The sequence below is a fragment of the uncultured Granulicatella sp. genome (assembly GCF_963528315.1).
In the GTDB taxonomy this organism is placed as follows: Bacteria; Bacillota; Bacilli; order Lactobacillales; family Aerococcaceae; genus Granulicatella.
The window spans coordinates 88,023-100,538 of the sequence record NZ_CAURVV010000002.1; the positions used below are offsets into that span (position 1 = coordinate 88,023).

Annotated in this window: 12 protein-coding genes; all 12 read right to left on the reverse strand. The window is 32.8% G+C overall.

What is annotated here, in order from left to right; genetic code table 11:
- Positions 1-125: 125 nt before the first annotated feature.
- A complete protein-coding gene (locus RYK07_RS01200) occupies positions 126-1,211 on the reverse strand; it encodes a HAMP domain-containing sensor histidine kinase (protein ID WP_314852002.1) in 1,086 nt (361 codons plus the stop codon).
- Positions 1,196-1,867, reverse strand: coding sequence for a response regulator transcription factor (locus tag RYK07_RS01205; RefSeq protein ID WP_314852003.1), 672 nt, complete (start codon positions 1,865-1,867; stop codon positions 1,196-1,198). The genes RYK07_RS01200 and RYK07_RS01205 overlap by 16 nt, the downstream gene beginning before the upstream one ends.
- A gap of 23 nt (positions 1,868-1,890) precedes the next feature.
- On the reverse strand, positions 1,891-2,616 hold the full coding sequence (locus RYK07_RS01210) for a hypothetical protein (RefSeq protein ID WP_314852004.1): 726 nt from the start codon (positions 2,614-2,616) through the stop codon (positions 1,891-1,893).
- Entirely contained in the window at positions 2,616-3,389 is a 774-nt protein-coding gene (locus RYK07_RS01215; protein ID WP_314852005.1) for a hypothetical protein, read from the reverse strand. The genes RYK07_RS01210 and RYK07_RS01215 overlap by 1 nt, the downstream gene beginning before the upstream one ends.
- Positions 3,373-4,104 (reverse strand): ABC transporter ATP-binding protein, encoded by a 732-nt coding sequence (locus RYK07_RS01220; protein WP_314852006.1) that lies wholly within the window; start codon positions 4,102-4,104, stop codon positions 3,373-3,375. Before RYK07_RS01220 ends, RYK07_RS01215 begins: the two co-directional genes overlap by 17 nt.
- A gap of 191 nt (positions 4,105-4,295) precedes the next feature.
- A complete protein-coding gene (locus tag RYK07_RS01225; RefSeq protein WP_314852007.1) occupies positions 4,296-4,859 on the reverse strand; it encodes a hypothetical protein in 564 nt (187 codons plus the stop codon).
- Positions 4,860-5,281: 422 nt separating this feature from the next.
- Positions 5,282-6,463: a molecular chaperone DnaJ gene (gene dnaJ / locus RYK07_RS01230; protein WP_314852008.1), complete on the reverse strand. Its 1,182-nt coding sequence runs from the start codon at positions 6,461-6,463 to the stop codon at positions 5,282-5,284.
- A 71-nt stretch (positions 6,464-6,534) separates the two neighbouring features.
- A complete protein-coding gene (dnaK, locus tag RYK07_RS01235; protein ID WP_314852009.1) occupies positions 6,535-8,370 on the reverse strand; it encodes a molecular chaperone DnaK in 1,836 nt (611 codons plus the stop codon).
- 45 nt (positions 8,371-8,415) lie between these two features.
- The gene (gene grpE / locus RYK07_RS01240) at positions 8,416-8,979 is read right to left on the reverse strand and encodes a nucleotide exchange factor GrpE (RefSeq protein ID WP_314852010.1); all 564 of its coding nucleotides are present in this window, start codon (positions 8,977-8,979) and stop codon (positions 8,416-8,418) included.
- A gap of 14 nt (positions 8,980-8,993) precedes the next feature.
- A complete protein-coding gene (hrcA, locus tag RYK07_RS01245) occupies positions 8,994-10,034 on the reverse strand; it encodes a heat-inducible transcriptional repressor HrcA (RefSeq protein WP_314450417.1) in 1,041 nt (346 codons plus the stop codon).
- Between the two features lie 333 nt (positions 10,035-10,367).
- On the reverse strand, positions 10,368-11,027 hold the full coding sequence (locus RYK07_RS01250) for an aspartate/glutamate racemase family protein (RefSeq protein ID WP_314852011.1): 660 nt from the start codon (positions 11,025-11,027) through the stop codon (positions 10,368-10,370).
- A gap of 390 nt (positions 11,028-11,417) precedes the next feature.
- Positions 11,418-12,299 carry a helix-turn-helix domain-containing protein gene (locus tag RYK07_RS01255; RefSeq protein WP_314852012.1) on the reverse strand — a complete coding sequence of 294 codons (882 nt, stop codon included), beginning with the start codon at positions 12,297-12,299 and terminating at the stop codon, positions 11,418-11,420.
- Between the last annotated feature and the right edge of the window lie 217 nt (positions 12,300-12,516).

A 12,516-nucleotide genomic window follows, 5' to 3' on the forward strand; every position in this document is an offset into this window, starting at 1 on the left:
GTAATTCTTAAAATCAACTTTGAAAACGCTATCCTCCTTCTAATTATAATTATATGGAAATTTTAGGGAAATACAATATGTTTGTGAAAAAATTAATTTTAAATGAACCTCAATAATTTACCTTACTACTTTTTACTCAATCCTGTATGAATACTAATTGTTACTTTCACTCCATCATCTTCATTTTTAATTTCTAAAGTTCCATTATGTAATTCTGACACCCTTTTAACAAATGCTAATCCTATTCCAAAATGTGCATCATTCAGATTACGATTTTTATCCTTCCGGTAAAATAATGAATCAGCATTCTTTAATGTTTCATTAGTTAAATGCGCACCATTATTCCAAACGCTTATCACTATCTGTTGATGAGTGTATTGTAAATACACTTTGATTGATTTTTTATCTGCCTGACTATATTCCAGTGCATTTTGCATCATATTCATTACTGCTCTTAAAACATAATTCAAATGAAAATATACTGTGGCATTATTATCTATCTGTTCATCATATTGGAATGTAACAATACTTTTGTCCTTCAGCAAATAATGAATTTCTTGATCAATGGACTCAATCACATCTTGTAAGGAATACTCTTTCCATTCATTTTCATTCTCATAGTAAGTTTTTGAATACAAGAGTAGTCGATTAATATATTCAATCATACGATTGCTTGCTATATGGATATCTTGAATATAAGGAAGATATTTCCCTTCAATAGCTGATTGAGATAAGAGTTCAGAATTTCCTTGAATGACTGTTAATGGTGTTTTTAAATCGTGGGAAGCTGCTGACACTTTAAAAGCTAATGCTTCCTTTTGTCGGCGTTCCTTTTCAAGCATCCCTTCAATTTGTTGTTGCATGTGATTAATTTTTTGATTCGTCTCAAGAAATTCTAAAATCGTTAATGATTCTGTTAAATCAGTTGATTCTAACCACATGGATTTATGGTAAACGATGTTCATCTCTTTATGAATTTTTAATAGTAATTGTCGTATATTCAAACTAACAATCACTAATAAAGCAATACAGATATAGATCCAAGAAAAAATATTTAAAAATACAGGATAAGTTGTTTCTTCACCTGGCACTTTAATTGAAATAGACAATAATGGAAGCAGGTATAACACTAAAATAGCAATCACAAACTCCACTATAATTTTAAGACAAGTCTTTTGAACAAGTTGTTTAAAGCTTATTTTATTTTCCATTTATACCCACCTCCTCTCATTGTTTCTATCGGATTTAAATGATAAGGTTTGAATTTTGAACGTATTTGATACATATATTCAGAAATAGAACGAAATTGAGTATTAGAACTGTTAGGATATACAAATTGATAGATTTCTTCAATTGTAAATATTCTGGATGTTTGACTAGCTAATAACTGTATTATCATAAATTCACGGTTAGTTAGTTTGATTTCATTTTCCTCAACAAAAACTGTTTTTAAATTCATATCAATTGAAATCGAACCAAATTCTAATCGTTTGGCAATTTGTCTATTTCGTTCTTCACGTCTAAGATGCATTTTAATTCTTGCTAAAAACTCTTTTACTGAGAATGGTTTAGTAATATAATCATCTGCTCCAGCTAATAATCCATTCACTAAATCTTCCTCCATATCTTTAGCTGTAATAAAAAGAATTGGCGCTTTAATCTGTTCTCTAATTTCATTACAAATCGCTATGCCATCTAGTGGCATCATAATATCTAATAATATTAAATCAAAGTCGACAAAGTCACAGATATTTACTTCCTCAATACCATTTCTAGTAGTAACATCATAATCATTTAACTGTAATATATTTTTGATTAATCTTAAAATAGTTTCGTCATCATCAATGACTAGAATTTTATATGACATACCCCAACACTCCTATCTTGCTTTCATTTTACACTTTTTAGATGCAAATGGTAATAGGCTAATCCAATAAAAACTATTGTCCATAATGATTGAATCAAAAGTCCTTCTGTAACACTTGGATAAATTGAAATTTCTTTGATAGAAAAACTATTCATAGTCACTAATACCGGAAGTACATTCATCTTAGAAGAATATTGTAATAATAACTGCCCTAGTCCTAATATCATGGATAATACAATTGTTAAAGAAGAAATCATCGATTCCATAAGTATCGTTAAGCAGAATGTAATTATACTAATTTGAATCGTAGCAATTATAGGTGGAATAAGTTTTGACAATAGTATACTTAGAAATTCTAGACTTAATTGAAATTTAAAATAAAACGATACTAATCCAATCCCCACTCCAATGGCTATAAAAAAACAACATAAAATCGATAACAAAGTTACGATTACCTTGATACAAAAAAATTTCAAATGACTAGGGGTCGATAATAAACTTGTCCTTAAAGATCTTTTAAGAAACTCTCTTCCCCAAAATACCGCAGAAAAAACTACAAAAACTGTTTGAGCTAAATAGATACTTTGCAAAAACTGTGTCACTATAAAATCTCCATTAATCATTAGAAAAGAAGGATTTAATACCAGTAACATTGCTAATAGAAATAAAATAGAAAATACTAACGTTACCGATAATCCTTTGTAATATATCATTTTCAAATATTCACTTTTTATCTGATTTCCTAGCATTAAAATTTCCCTCCTACATCCCTTTTTTCAAATTGACAATAAGCAATTATTCCCAAAATGAACACCCAAAGGAACAATAAAGTAGCCGTCCAAAATGGATGAGGTGAAAATCTAGTATCCGATGATGCAATTAAATGATTTCCCAAAGCAACTGGAAGAACCTTTCCCCATTCAAAATGAGTAGAGAGAAACTCTCCAACATTATAAACTTGAGGAATTAAAAATAATAACGAAACAATGGCTGTACGAAATAGAAAAGCCATAAAGTAAGATAAAATCGTGAGACTTACCCATGCTAGTGTCGCAAATAAAATAAAATACCAAACTTTCGAACTTAATAAAACACTTAGTCCTAAATTCCCTAATGTAACATGAGTCACTTCAATTGTGACTATAATCGATAGAAATGAAAGAACAAGTGATAAAATAGTTAACGTCATCAATTTAAAAAAGAATAAACTCTTCTTATCACTATAGGCTAGTAAAGATGTTCTCAGTTGATGGTTTTTAAACTCACTGCCTCCATAAACAGCTCCCAAAATAATCATCGGCATCAGCCCTAGCATAACTGTATCAAATCCTAAATATTCAATTGGAGGTATTGCTTCTGCCAATATAGGTGTATTCTCGGGAGTTGCTTGTAAACCAAACTCTAAGACAGCCTTTGTTCCAAGATAAGCGAAAAATGGTTGTACGATAAAAATTAATAACAAAACAATCTTGAAAAGTTTTGAATAGCTAATCTTTAATAATTCACTATAAAATAACTTCATCTTCTTTTCCCCCTTCTTGAATCAAGTTGAAAAAGACTTCTTCTAAAGTTGCGGCATTCTTCATGATGTTCTTTAATTCACCATTTGCAATAATTTTCCCTTTATGAATGAATACCACATCATCTGTCACTGCTTCAACTTCAGACAAAATATGTGAGGATAATAATATCGTCTTTCCTGCTTCAGATTGTTCCTTAATAAAATTTCTTAACCAACGAATGCCGCTAGGATCTAACCCATTTGTCGGTTCATCCAATATCAGAAATTGTGGATTTCCAAGTAATGCTGTTGCAAGACTAACCCTTTGTGTTTCCCCAAGAGATAAATGTCCAATGGACTCATTCTTTTTATGAGCAATATCCGTTATTGCTAGTACTTCGCTAATTCTACTTTTCTCAATTCCATTACTGGCAGCTACGATTCTTAAATGTTGATAAACCGTTCGATCACTTGGTGAACCTAATCCATCAAAAGTTGCTCCGACAACAAATAAAGGATTACGGATATCCTTATAGTTTTTCCCTGCAATGGTTGCACTACCAGAAGTGGCTTGATCTAATCCTAATAATATTCTTAAGGTAGAACTTTTCCCTGCTCCATTGGGACCTAAAAAAGCAGTAACTCTCCCTTCCTTTGCCACAAAACTGATATCGTCCAATATAGTCGTATGTCCATATCCTTTACATAAATTCTTAATTTCAATACTATTTTCCATAAAATCACTCCTCGTACTCTTTATAAATGTATTGTAGAGTAACAACTTCAGAATAATTTCAGAAAATCGATGAAAAAAAATTTTTATTCAAAAAAAGACTCCCTATAGTAGTAGGCTAAGCATGAGACTCGCATTTGCGAGGCAACTGCCGTCCAAATACTACTATGACAGGAAGTCATTCGAAAAATATCTTACAATTCTGTTGGATCAAAAGTATAAACTACATGATTCAAATTCCCATATTCTTTTGTAGAATCATACTTCACAGATTCAATATGCATTCCATTTTTAACTGCTGTAAAACGATAACATCCATGTTTCATCGGAAATCTCTCAGGTAAATATTTCGCTTGCATAAATGATGTAGCAAACTTATCTTCATCAACTTTTCTTAAACCAATATAAGCATACGGTTCATCATCTACATAAACCGTAAAGTGATAAGAAGTGGTCTCATTATTGTTAAAAAGAGTATATGGTTCACGAATTGTTATCACCTTATCCACTAATTGTTCCTTTTCTTCTTTTGGATAGTCTACTAAAAATACTTGCTTAGCTCTTTCTAAATAGGTTGAATCAATTTCGCCTTCTCGTTCAAATAATAATTCATCGCTCTCATCATTTTCAGAGTCAACTGTTAGGTTCGTATAAGGATTTATAGCATATTTTATTTCTTTAGAACAACTTGATAACAGAGCAACAGAACAGATAAGGAATGCTAATAAAATAAATTTTAAATTTTTACACCATTTCATTGTTAACTCCCCCTAATCATCTTTCGTAATTCTTAAAATAAAACTTGAAAACGCTACCCTCCTTCTAATTACAATTATATGGATTTTTTAGGGAAATACAATAACATTGTGAAAAAATCAGCCTAACTACCAAAAAAAGACTCCCTATAGTAGTATACTCAAACATAAGACTCGTTCCACAATGCTGTTGCCGTCCAAATACTACTATAACAGGAAGTCATTCACATCATATAAGCACTCTCATCAGGTCACGTAAACAAAGAAGACTTCCTATAGTAGTATGAGTAAGATAAGCCTGTCTGGCTTATCTTACAGGAAACTTTGAGACCTTAGGCTCAAAGTTTAGGCATGAGACTCGTTCTACGAGGCTGCTGCCGTCCTAATACTACTATGTTAGGAAGTCATTCGAAACTCTATTTGTATTATTTAAAACTGTCCTTAAACGCATCCTTCATTTTATCGAAGAAATTGCCTTCACTCTCAACATGAGTACCCGCTTCTTTAGCGAAAATCTGCATCGCCTCACGTTGTTTATCCGTTAAATGCTTAGGCGTTACAACACGTACCGTTACATGTTGATCACCCATTCCGCCACCACGAAGTCTAGGCGCACCTTTTCCTCTTAAACGAAGAACAGTACCAGATTGTGTTCCCGCAGGAACTTTTAATTTTACTTTACCGTGAACCGTTGGAACATCCACTTCATCTCCTAATGCAGCTTGAGCAAAGTTGATTGGAAGTTCATAGAAAATATCTGCCCCTTCACGTTCAAATGTATCGCTCTTACCAACACGGAAAATCACATATAAGTCACCATAAGGGCCGCCATTTACTCCAGCTTCCCCTTGTCCACGTAATGGCATTTGGTTTCCATTTTCAACACCAGCCGGTACTTTCACTTTCACTTTATGTGTTTCTTCCACATGTTTGTGACCATGACAAGTTTCACATTTTTCTTTGATTTCTTGACCAGTACCACCACAGACATCACATGTTGTTTGAGACATCATTCTACCAAATGGAGTAGCTCTTTCAACATTGATTACACCTGCACCATGACATTTAGAACATGTTACAGGGTCTGTACCAGGTTTTGCCCCAGAACCATGGCAAGTTTCACATTCTGCATTACGATGGTAATGAATCACTTCTTCTTTACCAAAAATTGCTTCTTCAAATGTTAAGTCCATGACATATTGTAAATCTGCCCCTTGGCGTGGCATATTGGCACGATTTCCACGACGAGCTCCGCCGCCACCAAAGAAAGAATCGAAAATATCTTCAAATCCACCTGTATAACTTCCAGAGAATCCTTGTCCTCCGAATCCACCAAATCCTTCAAAGCCACCAAAACCGCCACCAGAAAATCCTGAGTTTGGATCGTATGAGGCATGACCATACTGATCATACGCAGCACGTTTTTGACTGTCGCTTAAAATTTCATAAGCTTCTGCTATTTCTTTAAATTTTTCTTCCGCTCCAGCTTCATTATTAATATCTGGATGGTATTGTTTGGATAATTTACGATAAGCTCGTTTAATATCTGCATCGGAGGCATCTTTGGAGACTCCGAGTACTTCATATAAATCACGTTTTGCCACCATTATCCCTCCTTATCATATCATTTTACAAAAGAGCGAGTGGAAGAAGTTCTCCCACTCTTACTTGCTCTATATTAGTCTTTTACTTCTTCGAAGTCAGCATCTACTACGCCATCTTGTGGTTGAGAGCTTGCTTGTTCAGCTCCTGCTGCTCCTTGAGCTGCTTGGCTAGCTGCTGCTGCTTGTTCATATAATTTTACAGATAAGTTTTGAACAACTTCATTTAAAGCGTCACGTTTAGCTTTCATTGCTTCTAAGTCATTTGCTTCTACAGCTGCTTTTAATTCATCACGAGCTATTTCAGCTTTCTTAACTTCTTCAGCGTCTACTTTACCTTCTATTTCATTCAATGTTTTATCTACAGTGAAGATTAATTGATCTACTTCATTACGTAAATCTACTTCTTCTTTACGTTTTTTATCTGCTTTAGCATTCGCTTCAGCATCTTTTACCATACGTTCGATTTCTTCGTCTGTTAAACCTGATGAAGATTTAATTGTAATTGTTTGTTCTTTACCAGTACCTAAGTCTTTTGCACGAACATTTACAATACCGTTTTTATCGATATCGAATGTTACTTCGATTTGTGGCACATTACGAGGTGCAGGTGGGATATCTGTTAATTGGAAGCGACCTAAAGTTTTGTTGTCTGCTGCCATTGGACGTTCCCCTTGTAATACGTGAACATCTACTGCTGGTTGATTATCTGCAGCTGTTGAGAATACTTGTGATTTACTTGTTGGAATTGTTGTATTACGATCAATTAATTTAGTAAATACACCACCCATTGTTTCAATCCCTAATGATAATGGAGTAACGTCTAATAATACGATATCTTTCACATCACCTGAGATAACTCCACCTTGGATTGCAGCACCCATCGCTACTACTTCGTCAGGGTTTACTGATTTGTTTGGTTCTTTACCAGTTTCTTTACGAACAGCTTCTACAACTGCTGGAATACGAGTTGATCCACCAACTAAGATTACTTGGTCGATTTCGCTTGCTGATAATCCTGCATCGCTTAATGCACGACGAACTGGTTCTTTTGTACGTTCTACTAAATCTAATGTTAATTGATCAAATTTAGCACGTGTTAATGTTACTTCTAAGTGTAAAGGTCCAGCTTCACCTGCAGTGATGAATGGTAAGCTGATTTGTGTTGAAGTTACACCTGATAAATCTTTTTTAGCTTTTTCAGCAGCATCTTTCAAACGTTGCATTGCCATTTTATCTTGTGATAAATCAATTCCGTTGTCACGTTTAAATTCAGCAACTAAGAATTCAATAATTTTGTTATCGAAGTCATCCCCACCTAAGTGGTTGTCTCCTGATGTTGATAATACATCGAATACGCCGTCTCCTAATTCTAAGATCGATACGTCGAATGTACCACCACCTAAGTCGAATACTAAGATTTTTTCTTCGTGGTCTACTTTATCTAAACCGTATGCTAAAGCTGCTGCAGTTGGTTCATTCACGATACGTTCTACTTCTAAACCTGCGATACGTCCTGCATCTTTAGTTGCTTGACGTTGAGCATCGTTGAAGTAAGCTGGTACAGTAATAACTGCTTTTTCAACTTTTTCTCCTAAATATTCTTCAGCATAGCCTTTTAAGTATTGTAAGATCATTGCTGAAATTTCTTGTGGTGTATATTGTTTACCTTCGATTTCAACTTTATATGATGCGTCACCCATATGACGTTTAATAGATGAAATTGTATTTAAGTTTGTTACAGCTTGACGTTTTGCAACTTCCCCTACTTGAATTTCACCATTTTTGAACGCTACAACTGATGGTGTTGTACGGTTTCCTTCTGGATTTGGAATAATTTTAGATTCATTTCCTTCTAATACAGCAACTGCTGAGTTTGTAGTTCCTAAGTCAATACCAATAATTTTACTCATAATTCATACACTCCTATAATTTTAATTTTAAATTTTTTAATTGGCTTATTGAGAGACGATAACCATCGCTGGTCTTAAGACACGGTCTTTCAACATATAGCCTTTTTGAAATACTTGAACAACAACATCACTTTCTTGTCCTTCTTCAGCTGGAATCGCTTGAACAGCGTGATGTTTATTAGGGTCAAATGGTTGATTTAATGCTTCAATTTCTTCAATACCTTCTTCTTTTAGGGCATATAAGAAACCTTCATATACCATTTCAATCCCTTTTTTAAGATTTTTCGCTTCTTCTGATTCACTAGGTGAGGCAATCGCTCTTTCTAGATTATCAATGACATTCAATAAGTTTTGTGCTAGAGATTGACTACGATACTTCGCTGCATCTTGTCTTTCTTTTGCATTTCTCTTTTGAATATTCGCAATTTCTGCAGATAAGCGATATACTTGGTCATTTAATTGAGAAACTTCTTGTTGTAATTTTTCTTCAACAGAAGGTTCAACTTCTTCGGTTTCTTCGACAGTTTCTTCAAACTCTTCAGTTTTAGGAGATTTCTCTTCTTCTACTTCTTGAGTTTGTTGAACGTCTTTTTCTTCATTTGTTTCCAAGCTTCCATCTCCTTTTATAAATTTTTATAATATTGCTCCATTGTTGTTGTGAGCTCTTCTTGTAATCCTTTGACAATCGATAGGACATTCGAATACGGCATATTTTTAGGTCCTAATAAAGCAATGATTCCTTTATCGTGTTTTGGAGTTTCATAGCTTGCTGTAATAATACTAAATTCTCCTAATAATGGATCATCCATCTCAGACCCTAAACGAATTTGGATATCTCGGTTAGAAGGCATCACTAATTCGTGCATCTTCGATTGGTCATCCATTAATCGATAAATTTCTTTTAAATGATGGACATTGGCATGTGAGTCGAAGTAGTTTAATAAATATCTTCTTCCTGCAACATGGAGTCTATCTTGTTCAAATTGGTTCATCATATCTTGAATCACTTTAACAATTTGAATTTGAGAATTCATATATCGATTCATTAAAGCTGGTAAATCAGACTTCAAACGTTGGAGAACTGTTTCTAGTGGCAAGCCAATCAATTCCTCATTAATGATTCGAACAACTTTATCTAAGTCAGAATCATCAATCGCACTTGGAATCGAGTAAACTTTATTTTCAACTAAACCATTGCTCATAACTAAAATTGCCATCACTTGGTTTAGCCCTAGTCGAACGAGTCGAAATCCGGATAATGTAGCACTCCTTACTTCGGGTCCAATAGAAATTGTTGTGTAATTCGTCAGTGTCGACAAAATATCTGCCGAAACTTTAAATACATCTTGAATTTCCATGGTCGATTGTTGGAAAGTTTCACGAATTTGATTTCGAATACTTAATGAAACTGGACTGTTCTGAACGGGTAAAATATTATCTAAATAATAGCGATACCCTTGATTCGATGGAACTCGTCCTGAAGAGGAATGGTTCTTTTCAAGATATCCCATCTCTTCTAGTTTCATCATTTCATTTCGAATGGTTGCAGAGCTAACTGCTAAACCCGTTTGCTGCATCAACTTTTTTGATCCAACTGGTTCTAATGTTTCCGTATATAGTTGAATAATCGATTGTAAGATTAGCAATTGTCTATCGGTTAACATTTTGGTCACCTCTCTTTAGCACTTGACTAAGACGAGTGCTAACCACATGTATAATTTATCATATTGGTCAAAGTAAGTCAATAATAAAACACTCGGACTTTAGTCTGATTTTTAAAATATTTTTTATATAATAAAAAAGGCTATGTATCGGGATTTCTCCTTTACATAGCCTTAAATTATCTAAAAATATATAGACTATGTTATGTAGTAACAAGGTCGCAAGCAGCCAGCTAACGCTGTCTCATTGCTAAAAATTAAGCCTAAGGTCTTAATTTTTCCCTATAGTTTGCTACTACATATAAGTCTTATTATTTTAAAACATATTTGTAATTTTTACTTTAACTTCTCTTTTAATGTTCTGACCATATATTCTCCTACGTCAATAATTGGGAGTTTGGTCAAACTTTCTAATTCTTCTTTGATGTATGGAAAATGAGTACATCCTAAAATAACTGCTTCTACATTGCTTCCATTGAAAAATGAAAATAAACTACTAAAGTCAAACTTAGTCGCAATTTCTTTTGGTGAGAGATTGGCTTCAATCGATTTGACTAATTCAAGCAACGTAATTCCGATGACTTGTAACCTAGGATTAGCTTTATATAAATTATTCTCCACTCCCATTAAACCATGAGAGTTTGCTGCCATTACAGCTACTTGTTGATAATCCATTGCTAATTGACGATACATTTGCATTGGCGTAATCATAGGCATCTCATACTCCTGAGATAATTGATCAAAATCTACTACTGAGCTAAGAGAATTACAATAAACAAAAATAGCATCATATTCCGCTCGTAGTTCTTCAACCTTTTCTCTCATAAAAGCCATTCGATATTCACTAGATGAAGATTGAAAAGTTGTTTGTTCAATCGGATTATTCGAAATAGGCACTGGCAAAACATCTACAAATCCACGCTTTTCTAATAATTCCTTTCCTAATCTTGAATCAACAGGAGTTCCTCCCATTACTGCAATTTTCAACTCTATCACCTCTTATTCATTTTTTGCTAGTGTAACATAGGATAGTAGAAATGGAAACAGAAGCGAATTTCTTTTATTTTAAGAAACTATTTTTTATTATTTTGTTTCCTTTTCTCCTTGTTTAATCTATACAGCTCAAAACCTGTATAAAAAATTTGTAAATAAATTTGACTAGGAATTCGATTTTTAAAGTATTCAGTAAAATACGCCAAGAAAATGATAATAATATTTGTAGCTGTTATAAGTAAGAACCTTTTAGAATGTAACAATAATGATGCATATTCTTTAATTATTTTCATAAAATAACTCTTCTTTCTCATAAAGATTATATTTACAATTAAATATTATCAGTAATTCCGAAAAAAGATTATAATGTAATCAAATTTATGGATATAGAACTTAAACATTCTCTTCCGTAAACTTTTTCAACACTTTCTGATGTTCAATAGCTTTTGAAATATCATTCATGAAATAGAAAAATTCGATAGCCTTCTTGCATGATTTTTCACCTTCGTCTTTATTTTGTGTACCAATTAAATAGAGTCCTTTGAAAAATTTACATTGATTTATTTCATAATATAATTCTGTATGATTTAAATGCTTTTCAATAATGTCTATTACTTCTATTGCAGAATTAAAATTTTTATCCATCAAATCTGCATAGCAAACATTCAATAAAATTCGAGAAAAAATCTCTGTATAATTTTTATCTGAATAAAATAATTGACTCTTTCGATGAATCATTTTCACTAATTTATGTCTCATATCTGGTGACATAAATCCTACAAAATTACCAAATAAACTTATTTCATATCGTCCGCATTCGTCAACAGTTAGAATATACTGTATAATTTCTTGAATATCATGATGATTAAATGGAGTGTTAGAAAATTTATCAATATAAGCCTTCAATAGAATGACATTATGTTTATGTCGAATATTATTTGATTTACTTTTTAATTCAATTTCCCGAGTTAATAATTCATTTAATAAGTACAAATCATTATTTACTACTGCAATAGATAAGTCTTTTAAAAAAGTAAATTGGTTATTCTGAGTCTTATCTAAGAGTAATTCAAATTCAAAAAGGGAAATATTTAATCTATCTAATAGTTTTAATAAAGTTTGAAAAGAGATATCATTTTCACCACGTTCAATTTTTGATAAATGATTTTTGGATAAAATTCCTTCTGATAATTCTGATTGAGAAACTCCTTTTTCTTTTCTTAAAGTTTTTAGTAAATAACCGTATTGATTCATAACTTCACATCCACTACTCATATTTGATTACATTTTCATCATTTTATCACAAACATAGGGAAATTCTACACCTATTTCGATAAAAAAAGGTTGTTCGACAAATCCTGTTGGTGAGAAATCACCGACAGGATTTTTTACATGCAAAAAAGAGAAATCCAGGTTATGATTAAGTCGACCAAAACAAATCAAAGGAGGATTTCTCTCATGGACTATTGTATACGAAAATTACTAGGATTAA